19 protein-coding genes are annotated in these 22319 nt (G+C 40.3%); 13 read left to right on the forward strand and 6 right to left on the reverse strand.

The window, feature by feature from the left end:
• Positions 1–575 precede the first annotated feature (575 nt).
• From I6E84_RS13315 to I6E84_RS13335, 5 genes are all read left to right on the forward strand, one after another.
• The gene (locus I6E84_RS13315) at positions 576–1634 is read left to right on the forward strand and encodes a TRAP transporter substrate-binding protein (RefSeq protein WP_197218464.1); all 1059 of its coding nucleotides are present in this window, start codon (positions 576–578) and stop codon (positions 1632–1634) included.
• 17 nt (positions 1635–1651) lie between these two features.
• On the forward strand, positions 1652–2179 hold the full coding sequence (locus I6E84_RS13320; RefSeq protein WP_194198204.1) for a TRAP transporter small permease: 528 nt from the start codon (positions 1652–1654) through the stop codon (positions 2177–2179).
• Positions 2176–3465, forward strand: coding sequence for a TRAP transporter large permease (locus I6E84_RS13325; protein ID WP_110924132.1), 1290 nt, complete (start codon positions 2176–2178; stop codon positions 3463–3465). Before I6E84_RS13320 ends, I6E84_RS13325 begins: the two co-directional genes overlap by 4 nt.
• A 418-nt stretch (positions 3466–3883) precedes the next feature.
• A complete protein-coding gene (locus tag I6E84_RS13330) occupies positions 3884–4936 on the forward strand; it encodes a 5'-nucleotidase (protein WP_197218465.1) in 1053 nt (350 codons plus the stop codon).
• A 40-nt stretch (positions 4937–4976) separates the two neighbouring features.
• A complete protein-coding gene (locus I6E84_RS13335; RefSeq protein ID WP_197218467.1) occupies positions 4977–5579 on the forward strand; it encodes a rhomboid family intramembrane serine protease in 603 nt (200 codons plus the stop codon).
• 124 nt (positions 5580–5703) lie between these two features.
• Here the strand turns inward: I6E84_RS13335 and I6E84_RS13340 are convergent, their stop codons facing one another.
• From I6E84_RS13340 to I6E84_RS13350, 3 genes are all read right to left on the reverse strand, one after another.
• The gene (locus I6E84_RS13340; protein WP_197218469.1) at positions 5704–6252 is read right to left on the reverse strand and encodes a hypothetical protein; all 549 of its coding nucleotides are present in this window, start codon (positions 6250–6252) and stop codon (positions 5704–5706) included.
• A 154-nt stretch (positions 6253–6406) separates the two neighbouring features.
• Positions 6407–8275 (reverse strand): sodium:solute symporter family protein, encoded by a 1869-nt coding sequence (locus I6E84_RS13345; RefSeq protein ID WP_197102557.1) that lies wholly within the window; start codon positions 8273–8275, stop codon positions 6407–6409.
• Positions 8276–8279: 4 nt separating this feature from the next.
• Positions 8280–8540 carry a DUF4212 domain-containing protein gene (locus tag I6E84_RS13350; protein WP_110924137.1) on the reverse strand — a complete coding sequence of 87 codons (261 nt, stop codon included), beginning with the start codon at positions 8538–8540 and terminating at the stop codon, positions 8280–8282.
• Between the two features lie 893 nt (positions 8541–9433).
• Here I6E84_RS13350 and I6E84_RS13355 point away from each other — a divergent pair.
• On the forward strand, positions 9434–10930 hold the full coding sequence (locus I6E84_RS13355) for an alanine/glycine:cation symporter family protein (protein ID WP_197102555.1): 1497 nt from the start codon (positions 9434–9436) through the stop codon (positions 10928–10930).
• A gap of 118 nt (positions 10931–11048) precedes the next feature.
• On the opposite strand, the gene I6E84_RS13360 is transcribed toward I6E84_RS13355, so the two are convergent.
• Complete coding sequence (locus tag I6E84_RS13360) at positions 11049–12686, reverse strand: electron transfer flavoprotein-ubiquinone oxidoreductase (protein WP_110924209.1); 1638 nt, start codon at positions 12684–12686, stop codon at positions 11049–11051.
• A gap of 640 nt (positions 12687–13326) precedes the next feature.
• Here I6E84_RS13360 and I6E84_RS13365 point away from each other — a divergent pair.
• The 4 genes from I6E84_RS13365 to I6E84_RS13380 all read left to right on the forward strand — a co-directional run bounded on the left by I6E84_RS13365 (position 13327) and on the right by I6E84_RS13380 (position 17031).
• Positions 13327–14061, forward strand: coding sequence for a DUF1285 domain-containing protein (locus I6E84_RS13365; RefSeq protein WP_197218471.1), 735 nt, complete (start codon positions 13327–13329; stop codon positions 14059–14061).
• Between the two features lie 254 nt (positions 14062–14315).
• On the forward strand, positions 14316–15302 hold the full coding sequence (murI, locus tag I6E84_RS13370) for a glutamate racemase (protein WP_197218473.1): 987 nt from the start codon (positions 14316–14318) through the stop codon (positions 15300–15302).
• A 163-nt stretch (positions 15303–15465) separates the two neighbouring features.
• Positions 15466–16464, forward strand: a complete 999-nt coding sequence (locus I6E84_RS13375) for a DUF4062 domain-containing protein (RefSeq protein WP_197218476.1) — start codon at positions 15466–15468, stop codon at positions 16462–16464.
• 267 nt (positions 16465–16731) lie between these two features.
• Positions 16732–17031 (forward strand): hypothetical protein, encoded by a 300-nt coding sequence (locus I6E84_RS13380; protein WP_110924141.1) that lies wholly within the window; start codon positions 16732–16734, stop codon positions 17029–17031.
• Between the two features lie 109 nt (positions 17032–17140).
• Here I6E84_RS13380 and I6E84_RS13385 read toward each other — a convergent pair whose 3' ends face one another.
• On the reverse strand, positions 17141–18604 hold the full coding sequence (locus tag I6E84_RS13385) for a lytic murein transglycosylase (protein WP_197218477.1): 1464 nt from the start codon (positions 18602–18604) through the stop codon (positions 17141–17143).
• 483 nt (positions 18605–19087) lie between these two features.
• Here I6E84_RS13385 and I6E84_RS13390 point away from each other — a divergent pair, with 483 nt between their 5' ends.
• From I6E84_RS13390 to I6E84_RS14230, 3 genes are all read left to right on the forward strand, one after another.
• Positions 19088–19384, forward strand: coding sequence for a hypothetical protein (locus tag I6E84_RS13390; RefSeq protein WP_197218478.1), 297 nt, complete (start codon positions 19088–19090; stop codon positions 19382–19384).
• 479 nt (positions 19385–19863) lie between these two features.
• A complete protein-coding gene (locus tag I6E84_RS13395; protein ID WP_197218479.1) occupies positions 19864–21252 on the forward strand; it encodes a RelA/SpoT domain-containing protein in 1389 nt (462 codons plus the stop codon).
• A gap of 18 nt (positions 21253–21270) precedes the next feature.
• Positions 21271–21396: a hypothetical protein gene (locus tag I6E84_RS14230; RefSeq protein WP_265090876.1), complete on the forward strand. Its 126-nt coding sequence runs from the start codon at positions 21271–21273 to the stop codon at positions 21394–21396.
• Positions 21397–21576: 180 nt separating this feature from the next.
• Here the strand turns inward: I6E84_RS14230 and I6E84_RS13400 are convergent, their stop codons facing one another.
• Complete coding sequence (locus I6E84_RS13400) at positions 21577–22290, reverse strand: DUF1499 domain-containing protein (protein WP_197218480.1); 714 nt, start codon at positions 22288–22290, stop codon at positions 21577–21579.
• Positions 22291–22319: the final 29 nt, after the last annotated feature.

The raw sequence follows: 22319 nt of genomic DNA on the forward strand, positions 1-22319 counted from the left end.
TAGTGTGGATTCGTCCATGTGAGAGTAGGTCATCGTCAGCTCTCTATTCTAAAGATAAACCCCCTTTGACTTATGTCAGAGGGGGTTTTCTTTTGGTTGGTATTTGAGGGAGTTAGCTGCTTTCTTAGACAATTAGCTTTTAGCTTGCCAAAATTAAATATCTGAAAATATCGCATAACGCTTCTTTCTAAAGTGCTTCCTCAATTCAATAGAAATTCATCTAAACATACTAAAAACGCGTAAATTTTACCAAATAGCTAATGAAGACTTCAATATTCTTTGCACTATCCTATCCTTATTAATATGGTTTATTTGATTATTATCATAGAGATACGTCCTATTTTTAGAGATTTTATCTTGGATAACTGTATGCACGGTTAGTGAATATATTACTGGCGATAATAATCTAAAATGATTTGACTTATATCATTATAGCTGCTAGTTTTAAATGGTATATTTATTACAGTTTTATAAAAATAACGTTTTAAATTTGTAGACAACTCGTTATTTTTTTAATCCGAAGTACTAAATGTAAGCTTTACTCCTACTCTTATAATTATCAAAAGGAATTGATAATGAAGTTAGCTCCTCTTTTTTCAATTGGTGCCTTAGCGGCTGCCAGTCTTTTAGGTTGTTCTAACCAATCTGCTGATACAACTGATGGCTCATCAGCGAACTCTCAAGAAACGACTGTTTTGCGCTTCTCACATTTTTGGCCAGCAACCTCATCTATTAGCACAGAGGTCTTTGAACCTTGGGCCAAACAAATAGAAACAGATTCTGATGGTCGTCTAAAAATAGAGCTATATCCTTCCGCAGGTCTTGCCAAAGCAGATGTTACCTACGAATCTGCTGCTAAAGGTACGATAGATATCGGTTCACAAGCACATGGTTATACTAGTGGTCGTTTTCCTTTAACTCAAATCACTGAACTTCCTGGTTTATCAAATTCAGCGACTCAAATGAGTTGTATACTACAGACTCTTTATGAGGATGGCACGCTCGCTAGTGAGTATGAAGACTCACATCTACTATTCATGTATGGTGCTGGGCCTGGTGCACTGCATACTACGGATAAATTGATCCGTACTCCTGAAGACATGAAAGGTATGCGCATTCGCCGTCCTTCAGCCGTCGCTGGTGACATTATCGAAAGTGCTGGCGCTTCACCAGTAGGTCTGCCTGCAAATGATATGTATACCTCGTTACAGCGAGGAGTTGTCGATGGGTTGAGTTTCCCATGGGAAGCTGTCACAGCATTTAAAATTGACGAGATTACCAAGTATCATACCAACATCCCTTTTTATAGTTCGGCGCTAATGGTGACTATGAATAAGGACAAGTACGACAATTTGCCTGATGACTTAAAACAAGTCTTGGATAAAAATTCTGGGATGGCACTGGCCAACAAGGTGGGTGAAGTGTTTGATAAGCATGATCAAATGGCCATACAAGCGGCCAGAGATAAAGGCGATGAAATCATCGAAATCCCTGATCCACTAAATGATCCAGACTGGAAAGGACCGCTCGAAAACGGCACTAAAAAATATCTAAGTGATGTTAATGCTTTGGGTTTAGATGCTGATAGTGTCTATGAAAAAGCAAAAGCCGCCAGTGCAGCCTGTAAGGTTTAATTCATTGGAGGTATCACATGGCATTTTTAGTAAAAATTAGCACCTTTATTTCTAGGCTATGTCAGTTCATCGGTGGCATTAGTCTTATCATTCTTGTTCTTGTAACTATGTTAGATGTGACAGCTCGTTATATTTTCAAGCTCACTGGTGGTGAGTTTGGATTTACGGTCAAAGGTAGTGTAGAGATAGTTTCCTACTTTATGCTATTTGCATTGTTAGCTGCCTTTGCCGCTTTTGTGGAACGCTCACAAATCATTGTCGATGTCTTCACTCAAAAAATGTCAAAAGCTGTTAAAGGCTACATGATGGGCACTTTTATGATGGGTTTCTTCATCATCGGTATTGTATTCACATGGGGACTTTATGAGAGTGCTTTTGACGCGATAGAGTATGGCAAAGTCACTCAAGACCTTCGAATATCTATGATGCCCATTTACGCTATCAGTGCCTTTTTAAGCATACTACTTGCCATTCGATCATTAATAGAATCCATTAATATCTTTAAAACAGGCGAGTTCTTTGACGCTGAGGAGACAGGGGCATGAGTCCAGAAATTATTGGCGCCATTGGTTTGTTGTGCATGATTGCGATGGTCATGCTGCGCGTTCCTGTTGCGCTCGCTATGCTAGGTGTTGGTTTGGTTGGCTTTGGTGCGGTGACAGCACCGATTGGTGCCGTGCAAATGCTTAAGGATTTACCAGTTGATGTTTTAGCAAAATATGATTTTAGTGCCATTCCTTTATTCATACTTATGGGTGTTTTTGCTTCTCATTCGGGTATGGCAGGAAAGTTATTTGATGCGACTCGCACAATATTTGGTGGAGTGAGGGGGAGTCTGGGTATTGCTGGTATCGGATCGTCCGGTATCTTTGCTTCAATTTCAGGGTCATCATTGGCGACCGCGTCTACCATGACCAAAGTTGCGTTGCCACAAATGGAAAAGTACGGTTATCAGCCTGGTTTTGCTTGTGGTATTTTAGCAGCGGGTGGCACATTAGGTATCATGATTCCACCCAGCATCGCGTTACTGGTCTATGCGATCTTAACTCAACAGTCTGTCGGTGATATGTTTATTGCTGGCTTTTTACCTGGTATGTTAGGGATGGTGATGTACTCAATCACTGTCATGGTTATGGTACGCTGGAAGCCGCATTTAGCGCGTCGCGGTGAGCCTACTTCGTTGAAAGCCAAGTTGCTCTCGCTAACGGGACTCATACCATTTAGCTTTATTTTTATTGTGATTATCGCTGGTATTTTCTTTGGGTTATTTACGCCAACAGAAGGGGCTGCAGTCGGTGCGTTTGTTTCTTGGGCTTATGCTTTTGTCAAAGGCATGCGTCTAGATGGTTTAAAGCAGTCCTTGATTGAGACGCTCGCATTGTCAGCAGTGGTGTTTTTTATGCTACTGGGTGCAGAAGCCTTGGGTTACTTTATATCCGTCTCACGCTTGTCTTATACACTAGCAACTTGGATTGGTACGTTAGATGTCAGCCCAATGATTGTATTGATATGTATTTTAATCATGTACTTCCTCTTAGGGTTGTTCATGGATGCTTTAGCAATGTTAGTAATCACTATTCCAGTGGTATATCCAATCATTGTGGCGTTAGGATTTGATCCAGTGTGGTTTGGTATCATCGCTGTATTGACAGTAGAGCTTGGACTGATTACGCCACCGATGGGGATGAATATCTTTGTGATTAAGGCAATGGCACCGCATATTAAGCTATCTGATATGTTCCGGGGGGTCGCGCCATTCATTGTCTCTGATCTGATTCGACTGGTTATTTTGGTCGCTTTCCCAGCGATATCTTTGGTGCTGCTAACGTAAGCTATATTGGTAAAAGCACGCTTAAAAATCATAGTTCATTAATAGATTTCATTGGTAAGGCCATATTGTTTTCATAGCAATATGGCTTTTTTATGATCAAAGAAAAAGTTGGCGTCATTATTCTACTATTAACTTATCCTCCATAAAGTCACACTATGAGACACTTTATAAGTGGTCATTTTGAGTGCTCGAAGGTGAATTTTTTATTAGCGTAGACTATATAGTCGATTCAGTTTGAAAGTAGTACAAGGCGAATGATTGTAGATGTATAGGTGATACTTTAAGCGAGGCTAACGCTGTCATACTTTTATAGTGTAATGACTATAGGTAGATAACTTTTCTTATCATTCTAAGGGCTTGTGAATGTAGTAAACTGGTTGGCACTTCTGAATAGATAGTTTGATAAGTAGAGAAAATAATGGCAATTGATTTTAGTAACACGCTTATAGTTGCGATTTCTGCAACCGCACTTTTTGATTTAACGGAATCAGAAAATTATTTATTAGAGTTATTAGAGCAGCGCCCGATAAGCGCTATCAAAGAGTTTCGTGACTACATGACCGAGCGTGAAAATGATCCTTTAGATATTGGCGCTGGATATCCACTAATCAAAGCATTGCTGAATCTTAATCATTATTGTAATAATAATAAAATGCAAGATATAGAGACCGATGCTCCTTTAGTAGAAGTGGTCATTGTCTCAAAAAGTAGTCCAGACACTGGTATTCAGGTACTCAATGCCATTCTTGCAGATGGTATTAATATCTCACGCTCAGCATTTATTTCAGGTAGCCCTGTTGCGCCTTACATAAAAGATTTCAATGTCGATTTATTTCTGACCACCAATCGTGAGGATGCGCAGCAAGTTGCCGATGCCAATATTTGTGCTTGTGCGATACTGGATGCGACCCCTGTTAATACTTATGAATTAGATACTGAGCAATTACGTATTGCCTTCGATGGCGATGCAGTGCTGTTTGATGATTCAGGAGAGTTGCTCTATAAACAAAAAGGCCTGCGTGCTTTTCATGATCGTGAAGCACAGATGCGTGACTTGCCGATTGAAAAAGGGCCTTATGCTGAGCTGTTAATCAAGCTATCGAGCCTGCAAGAGCGTCTGCCAGCTGGTCTGAAACTGTCTCCAATAAAGATTGCCTTAGTCACTGCTCGTAATGCACCTGCTGATTTGCGTGCTATCAAGACGCTACGAGAGTGGGGCGTAAACGTTGATATGGCGTTCTTCTTAGGAGGGTTGGAGAAAACAGCAGTCCTGAGAACGTTTGCACCACATATCTTTTTTGATGATTCAATCAAGCATATCGATGCGGCACGCAGCTTCATTCCTACTGCTTTGGTTCCTTACCACTCGACGTCACTATTACATGGTGATAGCTATTTAACGGTTGATAAAGATGCTGCATTATTGTCATTTAAACCAGTAGAGCACCCACTATTTGCTATAAATCCGTAAGAAATGCTTGAATCAATTAACCCAAAGGATAAAAAATAATATGAACTGGCGGCAATTATTTACCTTGTTCGTAGCCCGAATCAAGCAAGTTTTTGGTTTATATGCTTTTGTACTAATACCTATGTGGGGAATGTTTTTTCTGAATGAAGTGGCATTATTTGGACTGTGGAATATTTTTGGTATTGTGCCACGTGCTCTAGATATGGGCAGCATGATAGGCGTTTTTGCTTCATGGACGATGCATGGTAATTATTCACATTTACTTGGCAACACGGTAACGTTATTACAAATTTTATTTTTATTCGGCTTGTTTGAAAAAAACGCCTATCGAACCATACTTAAATTGATAGTGGCTTCTGGGTTAGTTACTTGGATTATCGGTTCGCCATCTTCCATTCATATTGGAGCTTCGGGGTTATGCTTTGCGATGCTCGGTTACATGATAGGAGGGGCTATATTTGCACGGCGCTGGGGTTATTTGATTGCTTGCATCGTTATGGGGGCGGGGTATTGGCTCACTATCAAAGAGGGCTTGATGCCGCAAGAAGGTATCTCTTTTGCCGCACATTTCGGTGGCTTATGTGCGGGGCTGCTGCTAGGTACTAACTCTAAGCATCCTTATGCGCCAACGTCTCGTCAATGAAAAGCAAAGTAAATAAGGCGGTAATTTAGATTTTTTATTCATCTAAAATACCACCTTATCATCATATATCTTTTTGAAAAATTTAATGCTAATGGACTTTCTATCTGAACTCTCTTTTAATTCGTTAGCTTTGTTTATCAGTGCAAATTCTGATAAATAATGGATCATCTGTGGCTAAATCTCGCCATGCAGTCGTTTGCTTTATATGTTCATCAATTGATAGGGTGTTGCCTTTCTCAGGTATAACGTAGTCTGCACGTGCAGGAATACTGCAATCGATAACTTGAGGAACTTTCTCTATACTTCTTCGTCTTTCAAATAAATACAAATTGAATAAATGTATATCTGGATTATCTATTTGTACACTAGCGTTTCCAATATCGGCAGCGATAAACCGTAATATGTGCGGCTTAGCGTAAGACCATGGACGGAACCACTCCGTACTTTCTGCTGTTTTGACGACTTCTACGCCTTCTGGTAGCTTTTCAACTTGTTGACCATACCAGCTGTACTCTTGGTTTATTTGAAATGCAAACATACCAATAGCAGCAAATAAGGGAATCAGCCATTTAGGAGCGCGTTTGCCTGCCAGTTTGCTGAGGTGAGTTATGATAAGTGCTATTCCAGCCATACCAAATGCGGCAGCGATGGTAGCGATAAACTCAAAAAGCATAAAATATTCCTTAATGCGTTAGATGTGTTTAATTGAACCTATTGGATAAATTAAAAATCTAGTTATTATAGCTATAGAATAAAAAAATCACCCACAAGCAATTACTGCCTGTGAGTGATATATAGTAACAGAAGATATATCCTCAGTTGTGAGCTTAGTGGTCGACTGCACCGCCAGCGCCACGTGGAGAACGTACGCTCTCAACCAACTCTTGGATATGTGCTGGTGGTGGCGCAGTAGCATAAGATACAGCGAATGCTACGATGAAGTTAAGCAATGCACCAACTGCACCAAATGATAATGGTGAGATACCAAATAACCAGTACTCTTCAGTATCAGGGAAGTTAGCAGTACCGCTGATGAAGAACCAACCTTTGAACATAAAGATATAGACAAGAACGACTATTAAACCAGTCAACATACCTGCAATAGCACCAAGATTGTTGATGCGTTTAGAGAAAATACCCATCATCAATACAGGGAACAATGAAGAGGCAGCAATACCGAAGGCCAGTGCTACGACCTGTGCGGCAAACCCTGGTGGATTCATACCTAAGTAAGTCGCTACTACAATTGCCACACCCATAGTGATACGAGCATACTTCAACTCTTGTGCATCAGTAATATTTGGGTTTAAGTTACCTTTGATTAAGTCATGACTGATGGCTGATGAAATTGCGAGCAGTAGACCTGCAGCTGTTGATAGTGCGGCTGCCAAACCACCTGCAGCGATAAGACCAATAACCCATGGTGGAAGCTGTGCAATCTCTGGATTCGCTAGAACTAAGATATCAGCGTTAACATCAAGCTCGTTACCTGCCCATCCAGCGTCAGCAAAACGACCATCAAGCTCTGCATCATGTGCAATACGAGCGGTTTCTACTGCTGCAGTTGCTGCAGCAACATCGCCACCGTCAGCTTGAGCAGTATTAAGGGCGATCTGAGCGGCACCAAGTCCACTGTCGCTATATAACTGGATACGACCATCATTATTTAGATCGTTATACTTTATAAGACCTGTCTCTTCCCAAGTTTTCATCCAATCAGGACGATCATCATTAAGAATAGGTTGGCTCTCAACACCTTGTGGATAGATAGTATCTACTAGGTTTAAGCGCGCCATAGCACCTACTGCTGGAGCAGTGAAGTACAATAGTGAGATAAATACTAACGTCCAACCAGCAGTCCAACGAGCATCAGCGACTTTAGGTACAGTGAAAAAGCGAATGATAACGTGTGGTAGACCTGCTGTACCGATCATAAGCGTCAAGGTAAACAGTACCATATTGAGCTTATTAGGTACGTCAGCAGTATACGAAGAAAAACCTAAGTCAGTAACGACTTGATTCAGCTTGGTCAAAATAGGGACACCTGATTCGACATGGTTTGAGAACAAACCTAAGCCTGGAATCGGGTTACCTGTCAACTCAAGTGAAATAAAGACGGCAGGAATAGTATAGGCAATCATCAGAACCACATACTGTGCAACCTGCGTATAGGTAATCCCTTTCATACCACCAAGTACAGCATAAAAGAAGACAACAATAGCCGCGATAACAAGACCAGTACTGCTCTCAACTTCTAAGAAGCGCGAGAATGCAACACCAGCACCGGTCATCTGACCGATAACGTAAGTGGTCGATGCAGTAATCAAGCAGACCACAGCAATCATAGCAGCCGTTTTTGAGTAAAAACGATCGCCGATAAAGTCCGGAACCGTGAATTTACCAAATTTACGCAAGTAAGGGGCTAAAAGCATCGCGAGTAGAACATAACCGCCTGTCCAACCCATCAAATAGGTAGAAGCGCCATAACCACCAGCAGCAATCAGACCTGCCATGGAGATAAATGACGCTGCACTCATCCAGTCAGCAGCGGTTGCCATACCGTTAACGACCGGATGGACACCACCGCCAGCAACATAAAATTCACTGGTCGAACCAGCACGAGCCCAAATCGCGATACCGAAGTATAGTGCGAAAGATAGACCCACAAAAATAAGATTAATTACAAATTGACTCATGGGGCTATTCCTCGTCTACGCCATATTGTTTATCTAACTTATTCATACGCCAAGCGTAAAAGAAAATTAGGATGATAAAAATACCAATAGATCCTTGCTGAGCAAACCAAAAGCCCAGATCAGTACCACCGATTTTGATACCAGCTAACAATGGACGAAACAAGATACCAAAGCCGTACGAGCATAGTACCCAAACGACAAGGCAACCTTGAATGAGACGAATATTGGCTTTCCAATATCCAGATGAATCGCTGTGGTTCTCCATAGGACAACTCCTTTTGTCTTACCTAAAATGTTATTGTCGGTCTAGTTTTACTAAATCGTGATGGTTTCACATTTATCGATTACCGCGATATTATATCTATGGCAACAATTTGCTTGATAGACTGCAAATCCAAAATTATTTAATAGTGTTACTAAAAAAGTACCAACAACATGAGAAAGGTTTTGGCTATTTTTTATTACTCAAATGGTCATAAAAAATAGATACGTACTGTGCCAAACAGTGGGAAACGCAATACGTAACAGCATATTTTTACTGAAAGCTGATTGCCAAAAGTGATAAATGAATGCTTCAGTATTGCATCGGTCACTTTTATTAAAAATGTTGTATGGGAATAATAGGGCTTATCGAGGAAGAGAGAGAGGGAGTAGGACAATCCACTGTCTTTTTTGCAATCTTGTCTTCCTGACAAGGGCCTGAACATTTTTAATGTTCCAAAAATTCATGTTGACCAGTAAATATTACATCAACATGAATGTCTAAAATGCATTTTGCCTGTACTAAATAGAAGTAATGGCAATAATTGAGTGTGCATTTAAGATATCTATATAGCATCTAGTATTGGTATATATCCTCTCAATAGTTAAAATCGCAGGGATGATACAACAATAGTATTAATAAATACTGCTAAATTGTTACTCAATACATTCTATAGTATATCAAGTGTAAGTAACATTTATTTAATAAATATATTATCAGAGTTAATAACTAAATGTGATAATCGTTAATCACTCAATGTCTATATCATGCACATGATATTTTGGTATCGAATGTTTTGAGCCAGATGCTTTAGTGTCTTGCATTGGTCGAAATATGATACCGGTACTACTCTTAGAGAAAGTCTATAAAGTGTTAATCGTTAATGAGGAGTCCGTATGAATGACGGAATAGCAGGTTGGTTTAATAGCATCGTAAATTATGGTGTCAGCATTATTTGGGGTAACAATGATTGGTTGATTGCCAGTAACCCTTGGTATGGATTGTTAGTGTTTGTACTTATTGGCGCAGGTCTTTACTTTACCATTATTACACGCTTTATTCAGTTTCGTCATTTTGGCCATATGTGGAAGCTATTACGCGTTTCCAATCAAGGGCGTAAAGATGGCGGTATTAGCTCGTTTGAAGCATTAATGACATCATTAGCAGCGCGCGTCGGCACAGGTAACCTAGCAGGGGTAGCCATCGCCATTTATCTTGGTGGTCCAGGCGCTGTGTTTTGGATGTGGATGACTGCAATCGTCGGTATGTCGACGAGCTTTATTGAGTCAACGCTCGCTCAAGCATATAAAGTACCGCACAATGACAATGTCTATCGTGGTGGACCGGCTTACTATATTGAAAAAGGTTTGGGTAAACGCTGGTTAGCGATATTTTTCTCATTATGTCTACTAGTGGCTTTTGGTTTGGCGTTCAACGGCGTACAGTCAAATACCATTGCACAGGCAACGCATGAAGCCTTTGGTATCCCAACGTGGATGACAGGCTTGATACTAGTAGTATTAGTAGCGCCAGTGGTATTCGGTGGCTTGCGTTCGGTTGCTCGTATCGCGGGTAAAATCGTACCAGTCATGGCTATTTTATATGTGTTGTTGGCCTTATATATTATCGTTACCAACTTTAGCCAGTTCCCAGCAGCGATTGCTTTGATTGTAAAATCAGCATTTGGTTTTGAGCAAGCAGCCGGTGGTGTGATTGGTTATGGTATTGCTCAGGCAATGATTAATGGTATCAAACGTGGCTTATTCTCTAACGAAGCCGGTATGGGTTCAGCGCCTAATGCGGCAGCAACTGCAAAAAGCCATCCTGACCATCCCGCAGTACAAGGCTTCATGCAAATGCTGGGTGTATTCATGGATACGCTCATCATCTGTACAGCAACCGCGTCGATTATCATATTATCTGGTGTGGTCGATCCAAATGTTGAACAAGAAGGTATTCAGCTGACTCAGCTAGCGTTATCACAGTATGTGGGTGACTTAGGTGTGGTGTTTGTTGCCATCGCTATTTTCTTCTTTTCGTTCACTTCTATCATCGCCAATTATAGCTATGGTGAGTCGAATCTTGAGTTTATCTCTGGTGCTAAAAACGCCAAGGTAATGATCATGGTTTTCCGCTTCATGGTATTGGGCATGGTATTCATTGGTGCCGTTGCCAGCTTACCTGCTATTTGGAATTTCGCCGATTTATCAATGGGTCTGATGGCACTGGTCAACTTGGTGGCTATTGTCATGCTATCTCCAGTGGCGCTTAGAATTTTACGTGATTATGAACGTCAAATAAAAGAGGGCAAAACAGGAGATCAAATCAAATTTAACCCTGATGATTTCGTGAAGCTGAAAGATGAAGCCAATCGTGATGCGTGGACAGATTAATTTTGATGATTAAATGAAGTCCTTAAGTATAAAAAACCGCCCTTTCTGTATATAGGAAGGGCGGTTTTTTATTGAACTGCTATAACGCTATGGGAGCAATGATGGTCTCAATCATAGATTACATGTTTGGATAGTTAGGGCCACCGCCACCTTCTGGCGTTACCCAAGTGATGTTTTGCGAAGGATCTTTGATATCGCACGTTTTGCAATGTACACAGTTTTGTGCATTGATAACAAACTTAGCGCCTTCAGCATTTTTAACCACTTCGTAAACACCGGCTGGGCAATATAAACGCGCAGGCTCTGCATATAAAGGCAAGTTAATTGAGACAGGAACCGTTGGGTCGGTCAGTTTCAGATGCGTTGGTTGATCTTCAGCATGGTTGGTATTAGAGATAAATACTGATGATAATTTATCAAAGACCAGCTTGCCATCAGGCTTAAGATAAGTTGGCTGATAAGCATGAGCAGCACGTTCAAGCTGATCATAGTCATGTAGATTGTCATGTAAGGTAAATGGCATTTTACCCTTTAATAGATTGTGCTCAATAAAGGTAAATGCACCACCCATAAACAGACCCATGCGATGTATCGCAGGCGAGAAGTTACGTGACTCATAGTTATCTTGATATAACCATGACTCTTTATACATGGTTGTATAAGCAACGACTTCGTCATGCTGACGGTCAGCTTGTAAGGCTTCAAAGATAGCTTCAGCTGCGAGCATACCTGATTTCATCGAGGTATGAGTCCCTTTGATTTTGGCAGGGTTCAAGAAGCCAGCATCATCACCGACCAAAACACCACCTGGGAAGGTGAATTTCGGTAGTGAATTTAGACCACCTTTGGTCAATGCACGTGCACCGTAAGAGATGCGTTTACCGCCTTCCAGTACGTTTTTAATGACAGGATGCGTTTTCAAACGCTGCATCTCATCAAATGGCGACATATATGGGTTGTGGTAAGACAAGTCAGCGACAAGACCAAAGCTGACTTGGTTGTTTTCATCAAAGTACAACCACCAGCCACCAGTAGAACCCGTTTCGGTTAATGGCCAACCAAGACCGTGCATGACTACGCCTTGCTCATGCTTTTCAGGCACAACGTCCCACAGCTCTTTTAAGCCAAGACCGTAATGCTGAGGATCTGAGTCTTTATCAAGATCAAAGCGGCTGATCAAGCGTTTACCTAGGTGACCGCGGCTACCTTCAGCAAAGATAGTATATTTGGCAAGCAGCTCGTAACCAGGCTCAAAGCTTGGCTTAGCTTCGCCATTAGCCGCCACGCCCATATCACCCGTTAAGACACCGCGTACAGAGCCATCGTCATTATATAAAATGTCATCGGCAGGGAAGCCTGGGAACATCATGACTTCTAGCTCTTCTGCTTGTACGGCCAACCAACGAACCACATTACCCAATGAGACAATATAGTTGCCGTCATTATGCATCGGCCCTGGAATCAGAGAATCAGGCACTTTAGTAGAGCGTGTGGCTGAGTTTAGATAGTAGAAGCGATCTTCGGTCGCTGGCACGTTAAGCGGTGCGCCTTTTTCTTTCCAATCTGGAATTAACTCGTTCAGCGCACGTGGTTCGATGACCGCGCCAGATAAGGTATGAGCACCAAATTCAGAGCCTTTCTCGACCACACAAACCATAAATTCATCATTGCCAGCTGCAATAGCAAGTTGACGTAGACGAATAGCGGCAGAGAGACCAGCAGGTCCGCCGCCGACGATGATGACATCGAACTCCATTGATTCACGTTCGATTTCAGGCTCTACCGCCACAGGTTCTACGACTGGCTCTGGTGCTTTTTCGATAATAACTTCTTCAGCAAGTTGCTCTTCCACTGCGAATTCTTCAACTGCAACTTCTTGAGTCGCAACTTCTGGCGCTGCTTTGTTCAGATTTGCTGTTTCTGGCTTATCAGTGTTCACAGTATTACCGTCGATGATTGCTTCTTGATTGTTTGGCTCTTGCATACCTACTCCTAAACTTTTAGTGGCTTATCTCAGGGCATCATTAGCTTAACAATTGAATAATAGAGTTGCGGCGCTAACGTTACTCAGACATATGGCTGCCCGATAAAAACTGTCTTTGCGGCATCAATTGATCACGCTGCTATTGAGATCAATTTATTTAAAGATATCAACACATAACGTAAAATGTGTCATTAACACAATAGCCACTTGATCGTTTTAATAAAAATAAAAAATCGTTACTCATTATAAAAGAAAAGTCCTATAAACACGATACGCATTTATGAGTATAGGTGTTAAGGTAATATCGAGTTAATGAGTGGTTTATGATGACATGGTCTCATCATACCCGAAACTAAAATTTATAGTAATAACAGATTTGCCAAACTTTGAATACTAGGTAAAGGATTATACAATGAATAATGATAATAATAGTGCTGCTAGTAATCGTAAAAATGGTGCTGAAGTCCCTGATGACGCGTCGCGCGACCTAAATAACATGGATGCGCTTAGCCTGTATTTAAAGTCTACTGCAGGGTCACGTAAGGGTCGTGCGATACCACCACTAGAGAACTGGCATCCTGATAATGTGGCTGATATGGATCTGGTCATAAAGGCAAATGGTGAGTGGTGGCATGAGGGTGGGAAAATGACTAGAGAGTCATTAGTCAGCTTGTTTGCGACTATATTGTGGAAAGAAGAAAATGAGGGCATTACTGAGTACTTTTTGAAGACACCTGTGCAAAAAATCCGCATTCAAGTGGAAGATGCGCCACTTCTGATTAACGATGTCGGTATCGTCAATGAGGGCAATAAAAGTTGGTTAGAGTTTACGACCACAACAGGCGATGTGGTACGTTTAGATGATGAGCATCAAATCATATTAAAGGCGTATAATATTAAAGGTAATAATATAATCGACCATACAATGGCTGATGTAGAGGTAGAGGCTGAAAGTTATCAGGGAAAAACATCCGAAACGCAAATACGTCCTTATATGCTCGTTAGGAATGGTTTGACAGCGCTGATCGGTCGCAACACTTTTTATCATTTGACAGAAATTGGTGAACTGAAAGAGCAAGATGGTAAAGTAATATTAACCTTACAAAGTGGCGGCAACTCATATCAATTATCGATGCCAGCTGATTAACAATATGGGTAAATTACGCTACACTTAATAGATAGGATGATTTTTATCAACTAAAACACTGATAGCGGTATGATATAGTCGATTCAATTTAAAAGTAGTACAAGGCAACTGAGTGTAGATGTATATTTAATACTTCAAGCGAGATTAACACAGTAATACTTTATATAGTGGAATGGCTATATTTAAGTCAATCCGTGATTGAATAAGTAGTATAAAGATGACGATATGTGTATAAAAATGGCAGTAACGTAATCATGGATATTGCCGCAAGTAATACCCCTAATACAATCAAAGTACGCTCAGATGGCCTTAATAGTAACGGCTCTGAATGTATATCTAATGCTACTATTATTAAAACTGGCATTAATACCACTGTGCATAATAGAAGTCGAAACGCGCCAATTGGACTGTTTGATTCTGGTCTCGGGGGACTGTCTGTCTATCTACATTTAGCGAAGCAATTACCTACTGAGCGTTATGTTTATTATGCTGATACGCTGAATGTGCCTTATGGTAATCGTGACAGTGCAGACATCGAAGCACTAACGTTGACGGCAGTAGAGTGGTTGTATCAGCAAGGCTGTAAGCTTATCGTCATTGCGTGCAACAGTGCCTCAGCTTATGCACTTGAGACAGCACGGCGTTATTATCCAAAGCTACTTATCGTCGGTTTAGTCCCTGCCTTGAAGCCCGCAGTGCTCGCGAGTAAAAGTGGCCGTGTTGCAGTATTGGCGACCAAGGCGACTTTGAATGGTACGTTGCTGAATGACGTTATCAATAACGTCGCAAAACCTAACCATACTATCGTTACCAAGTATTTTGATCCGCAATTAGTACCTTGGGTAGAGGCTGGGATGCCAGAGGAAAGCGAAACGGCTCTAAATTTGCGCCAGCAGCTACAAGTGTTTGCAAATGATGGTATTGACCAATTGGTACTAGGCTGTACGCATTATCCGTTTTTTAAAGAATTCTTATTAGATGAGATTGCTCAGCAGCAGTTATCGATGCAAGTGGTTGACTCTGGACAAGCAATCGCCGAGCGCGTCAAACAACTATTGGTCGTGAACCAGCTGTCAGCGTCAATTAAGAGTCAGTCAAATGGTCTAGCTGCCATTGGTGGCTCAGATGTTAATCTGCGGTCGCCATTGGTTTTTTATGCGACCAAATATGATGGCAAACTGGATGTTTTGATTACGCGGTTGCTTGGCAGCGAAGTCGTATTACAATATTATGCTAAGTAAGGGCGACTGATACTGCTTATATAAAGCCCCTAATCATACTTATATCATTAAAATAAATTGAACCAAATTTTTACAAGACTGTGCTAGTCTGTGCAAAACAAGATATTTGTGCTCTCTTTTATATCATATTCTTTTATATCATGCCCTGATTTTAGAGGTGATTGTGCCAAACCGTCGCTACCATATTCATATCATATGCGCTGATAATGACCAGTTGTTGGTCTTAGACAGCTTAGCGATATTTTTTCAGCCGTTTGCATTTTTGACCTATGATGTGTCGAGCCAATTGCCGACAGCCTCTTTATATGGTCGACAATGTATCGATTCCTGCGATTATGTGGCGATGATCATTGGAGACAGCTACGGTACGGTACAAAGAACAGGCGTCAGTCAAATGCATTTGAGCTATTTGAATGCTAAAGCCAAAAGCAAACCCTTATTTGTGTTAGTCAAAAATCATTCTCAAGATGCGCTCATTAGCCGTCAACTGCAAGAGTTCATTAAGTTGGTGACTAGGCAAGATAATCAACTATATTATTATGATACAGAAGCTGATATCGAAAAACTGATCGCAAAAGCTTACGACAATATCATGGTTGATCATAAGGTAACTGGTGGCTGGGTAAGGGCTAATGAGGAAACCATCAAGTTCAGCAACCAATCAGTGGCTGAAAGATTTGCAGATATATTATCTACTAATAAAACTGTTAAGAAAGACAGTCCTGTCGATGAAGCCTTTGCGGCGGATAGCGTGAGCCAACCAATTGTATTGACAGAAGCGATAGAAGTTCAGTATAGCGCCCAAGCTTATGAGGGCGGTAATTTAACAGATGTGACCAGACCGCTTGAATTAACATGGGATGAGATACTGGTTTCATTGATGAAGATTCCATCGACTTTTTCTAGCTATGGCCTGCAAAACACCATGAATCGCCTCATAGCATCAAAGGCTGAGCAAGACGTCAAACAAGATATGCCTAATGTTCATGCTGTCTCGCGCTGCCAAATTTCTCAAGATGATTTAAATAAATTGCAGCGTCAACTGGTTGGTGCAAACTGGATACAGCTGACCACTTACGGTACTCGAGCTTCACAAGAGCTTTGGAAATTGACCTTTTATGCAAAGAATCTGTGGAAAAACTCGGATTCTCAGTCGCAATGATAAATATACCTTTTTAGTAGCAATTATTATTAGTACTTTTCACATCTCCTCAATTTTAAAATATCCATCATGCTCGATATTGTCAGTAATACATATGATTCTACGAATACGTTTTGTAATACAAAGCATACGAGCCAATGGTTGTGAATCCGTTCAAGACTGGTGATAATAAGACTGGTTAGATGTTTATGATGAACACATCGCTTATATTAAAATTACAAACGTATAGAACGTACAATGATATTGACCCATTAAGGAGAGCATATAATGAGTAACGATAAACGTGACGAACTAAGAAATGAATTAGATGGTTTAGAAAAAACGATGCATGACTCTGAACAGTTTCATACATTAGAAGAGCAAGTAGCAGATATGAAACGCCGCGGTATCGATCCAAGCCAAGCTTATAAAGATTTGGATAGAAAAGAACAAGACGAAGATTGGGGCGATGCAACTTGGAAAGAGAATGGCAAGTGGGAATCAAAAACCCCTGCTGATTTAGATGACAAAGCGCGTGAAAACTGGGATGGTGACAATGGTAAGCCAAATCCACCACCTATCGTTTAAATTGTTATTCTAGCCTTCAAAAAGCTATATGGTTATTTGACAAAACCAAAAAAAGCCACGCTAATTATAGTGTGGCTTTTTTATGTGCTAAAGATTAGATTGTTTAATCTTACGACCCTTCGTCAACACGGACGAGCTGAATAGTACCATCGGCACTAGTAACGCGGCGATAGCGTGTATTGCCAGACGTCGATGCTTGAGCAGCTGGTTGCGCCGAATAAGTGCTGTTAGGCGTGGTCGTTTGCTGTTGGATCAGTTGTCCCATACGATCAGCAGGGGTAGGGTTTAAAGGTCTGCTATTTGCAGGTTGGCCATACTGAGTTTGATTTGGCGCTGCATTACCAACGATTGCGCGATAGAATTTCTGTCCTGCGCGGCCATCTGCTGGAAATATACCTTTACTAGATTGGTATTGCTGGATAGCAGTACGGGTATTGTCTCCGATGATGCCATCAACACCACCAATATCATAACCAGCATTTAATAGTGCTTGTTGAATGTCTTTTGCTTGTTGGCGGCTGATACCTGGGTCATCCGTTGGCCACGCTGTGGCAAAGTCGGTTTTGCTACTGTCTTCGCGGGTGATTAGGTCTGCTAAATGAGCGATTGCCAATGCGTAGTTTTCTGATGCATTGTATGAATAAAACGTATCGAAGTTTTTACCAACCAAAAACGCAGGGCCTTCAATACCAGCAGGTAATAATAATCCTGCGCTGCTCAAATCAGACGGTAAAGAGCCACCATTCGCGAGTGTTAGACCTTGACCACGCCAGTGACTAATAGACTTTTTGTTTTTACGGTCAGACGCTGCCCAGTAGCCATCAGGTAGTTTGACTTCATAGCCCCAAGGCTCGCCTGAGCGATAGCCGCGCTTACTCAAAAAGTTGGCAGTGGAGGCTAGTGCGTCAGGGACATTGTTGACCAAATCACGGCGTCCGTCACCATCAAAATCAACGGCCAGCTCTAAGAACGTGCTTGGCATAAACTGTGTCTGCCCAAAAGCACCTGCCCAAGAGCCAGTCATATCACTTGGCGCGATATCACCATTTTGGACGATTTTTAGAGCATTTGCATACTCACCTTGGAAATAACTCTGGCGACGATCAAAGCAAGATAGGGTCGCTAAAGACTCAAACAGTGGCTTTTTGCCCAATGTCTGACCGAAGTTTGACTCTACGCCCCACACGCCGAGTACGTGCTCAGCTTTTACACCATAACGTGACTCGATTTGACGTAGTGTATCGCTCCATTGGCGTTTGGCACGGATACCATCCTCTACGCGCTCTTTGTCCACTAGTGCTGAAAGATAATCCCACACGTCTTTTTGAAACTCAGGCTGATAGTTAAGAGACTGAATCACACTAGGATCAGGCTGGCTTGGGCGATAGTTATTAAAAGTATAGCCATCAACACCGCTAAACTTGCTAGAATTTTTTAGATTGTCCAAGCACTGCTGAAACTCGCTATTGGATAAATCAGGTGCTGGCGGCTGCGCGGCTTGAGCAGTGCCAGCAAAACTCAGCCCAACAGCGATGCTAAGTAACGATAAATTAGAAAGTGAAGTCAAACGCATGGAAATGTCCTATAAGTGTTAAAAATGCGGGTACAAAAAATCAATCAAGCTTTCAAGACAATGGCTATGCTTTAGAGTAACCAATATTTCACCCAATGAAAAGATATCGCAGGTCTAGGACTATAAATAATTACGCTAGGTTGATAGAGGTGTAATGTTAGGATTGATTATAGGAAAAGAATAGAATTAAACAGGGTCTTTTAAATAGAGTAAATAGCCGCATTATTGACTATGGTATTGCTATACTGTTAACACCTTAAATCTAGTAATTTTATATTTCATTAACACTTTAATAATCTTATACATCTTATTACTCAAACCCCACAATAGATAGCACTTGCTAAACTGAAACAGATACTGCTAAAAATGTTCAGTGAAGGCTATCTTGACATTAGTAAATTCACGATGCCGCTATGTAAGCAAGGTATAATGTGATATTTTGAGGATGCTAGGCTGGTAATCAAGTGTGTTTAGGATTAGAACATGGATAAATTGAAGCAAAAGAGGTTTGTATATTCAACTTCCGAAGGAAATAGAGCTATATATGTCAATTTTCTTAATGATTCTGTGTGGCTTTCTGAAGAGCAACTAGCTTATTTGTTTAATATTGATTTAAGTTTGATAACAAAATATTTAGAAAAGCTTTATACTCATAAATGGCTAGAAAAAAATCTAATATCTAAAGATTTTTTAATTCCTAATTATAAAATGTTTTACGAAGCTAGAGAGCAAATTATATGTAAATATTATAATCTTGATGCAATCTTGATGCAATCTTGATGCAATCTTGGCAGTAGGCTATCCTCTAGATCCAAATACAGCCGTTCAGTTCAGATGCTGGGTTTATGAAGAATTATCTGGCAGATGGCGTCACAGGAATCTATACATTTACTTAAGTCAAATTCTCTTCACACTATGTCTTATTTTGCTAGGTATTTATATTAGCTCAAATATAGGCTTAAATAACGATTTTTCTTTAGGTATTTTTCTCCTAGCTATAGCGACTGGTATTCAATTATATTTTCTTATACTTGAAGTGATGAGATATTATTTTCGCAGCTTTTAATCTGTTAAGTCAGGAGTCTTATTTCATTTAGCACAGGCTAAGACGACTTATATTGATAGGGTGTAAAATTAGAATTAAGCCAGTTTGGAACAGTTTATAGTGTGTTGATATGTTGGTTTCTATACCTTTTTAATATTTAATTCTTATTAAAAGCTATTTAATTATTAGTTGTATTTTTAGATATGGGAAAGCTATGAGCCTAAAAAATGAGATTTTTACTATAAAAGGTTTGCAAACAAAAGATCTGAAAGAAGCTCAAATAGAGGAGCAGACGTTAATTGATATTATTGATGATTATAATAAACTAGTCAAAAATCTAGAGGTGCAAGCTAATTACTTTAGTAATATTCTTCATATGTGTGAAGATATTAACTCAGTGAAATGGAGAACTAAAGACCCAATTCATTTACTAATTAAAATCGTTAGAAAAAGAAAAGAAGCTATAGTAGACGGTAACGATAGTTCTAAATATATGAATATAGATGCGAATAATTATAAGTGTATAGTGAACGATTTAGTTGGTCTGAGAGCCATATATTTATTTAAAGCTCAGTGGTCGTTGATTGATGAGTATATTTTTGAAAATTTCAGAGTCTGTGAAGATGAAGCTGTAATACTATACTATGCAAATGATGATGATATCAGTCATTATCAAGATGATGAACGCCTCAAAAAACAAGAAGACGTATATACTAAAAACTTTAATAATAACGATTATTCGTATAATTTTGAATGTAAAAGTTCAAGATATAGGTCAACCCACTATGTTATAGAAGGACTTCCGCCTAATAGTTTTAAGTTTGAGCTACAGACTCGAACGATACTTGAAGAAGCTTGGGGAGAAATCGATCATTATATACGCTATCCTGAATATGAAAATAATCCTGAACTAATCAGAAGAATGTCAATTTTAAATGGGGTATTAAGTAGCTGTGAAGAACATTCAACTACTTTTCACGATTATTATAGAAAGATAGAGTTATCTAAAGCAGAGTCTCTTGTAGAAAGCCAAAGTGAGGAAACTGAGAATAGTATAGAAAGTGATTCAGAACACGAAGCTGAGAATGTAAGTTCAGATACTAAAGATATAGTCGAAAATGACTCTAAAAGTAGCTGGGATAAAGATGTCTCCGATATTGCTCTAAATAAACAAGCGAACAGACTATTAAAGATTTTGAACTCTACTCAAAGTCCAATAATCGCACTGAATAAGGATCGTGCAGGAATGCTCTCTATTGGTGAAAGGCTTAAAGATCTAAACTTAGGTCCTGTAGGAAGTCTTGGTTCGGTTGATAGTTCTATTCGCATTAATAAAGCACTCGAAAATATCAGAAAATCTACGCTGCCACATAATTTGACAGTAGGTAGTGCTTTAGACCCTAAAGTTAGTGATATTTTAAAAAATTATGAAAGACAAAATACTATTAGTAACTCTTTAGCTGAGGCTTTAAAGCCTTTTGAAAAACAACAAAGTAATTTAGAAAAAATTAGAAAGAGCATTGAACCATCCAGTAAGATTGATGAAGTCCAACAGTCAATAAATAATACAAAAGATGAGAATGAGGACGACTCATCTAGTTAAAAGAGAGTTTATTAAATCATGATAAACCTCACCTTTGAACCAAACCTTGAGCACCAAAGCCTTGCTATCAATGCCGTGGTTGATATCTTTTGTGGACAGCCCTCCACGTTCGATACAAATGCTGCGCTCGATACTTTGCCTTAGCCCAGCCAATAGGTACAACAAGCAGTAAGACCGTCGTTAATCAGCAAATGATTAGCCAGAAAATTGCCATCTAAGCCATAGCCAATCAATGTATTCTTGGTGATGCGTAACTATTGGGATGCTTGCTTGCTGCCTTTTATGTAGCAAGCATAGCTTATTTTTATAGCTACTTATATCCAACTATTTATTCAATATGTTATCCAACTCGTCAATAAAGCTATGAATCCGCGCCGCATTTTTACCCAAATCGCTCTGTCCAACTCGTGATTTACTACGAATATCAACCAAGCGTTCGCTATCGTTGTCAGTCACACGAATGACCATATCATCTTTAAAGCCGAACCAAGCAGTCGTCTCTGTCGCTTCAACGATGCCTTTATCTGCGTCAGTATTGATAAGTTCCCAACCTAAATTCTCAATGGCTTGTTTGGATGCCTCAACCAATTCAGACTTGGATTGAGAGTAGGTCAATGTCTGTAGATCAGGATAGGCCGTGCGTTGTTGTTCAGCCACTTCTGCACCTGCATACTCTACTGGATTTGGCGCATCTGCACGTAGTGGCGCAATCGCGACAAACTCAGGTGGATTCACTAAATCAGTTGAAATATCATGAATCGGTGGTACGTTTTTGGCAGTAGTCATCATGCCGAGTGGAAGGGCGATAGCAATCGTAGAAAATATAACGGCTATTGCTGCGCTAGCAAGGCTAACTGTCTTACGTTTAAATATAACTTGGATTACCAAGAGTACGAGCGCTGCGATACCAGCAACCAGTCCAAATTTAAATCCTGTAAAGGCAGTGCCTAACTCTACAACCCCAAATCTATAAAGCGGTGCTGGTAGTGCAACCAGCAAAAACGCGATTAAACTTATCATACTGACTAAAATTTTCATAAGAACGCTCCGTTATTTTTTAATAGCTG

Origin of the sequence: Psychrobacter sp. SCQQ22, assembly GCF_015864605.1 — a bacterium.
Taxonomy (GTDB): Bacteria; Pseudomonadota; Gammaproteobacteria; order Pseudomonadales; family Moraxellaceae; genus Psychrobacter; species Psychrobacter fozii.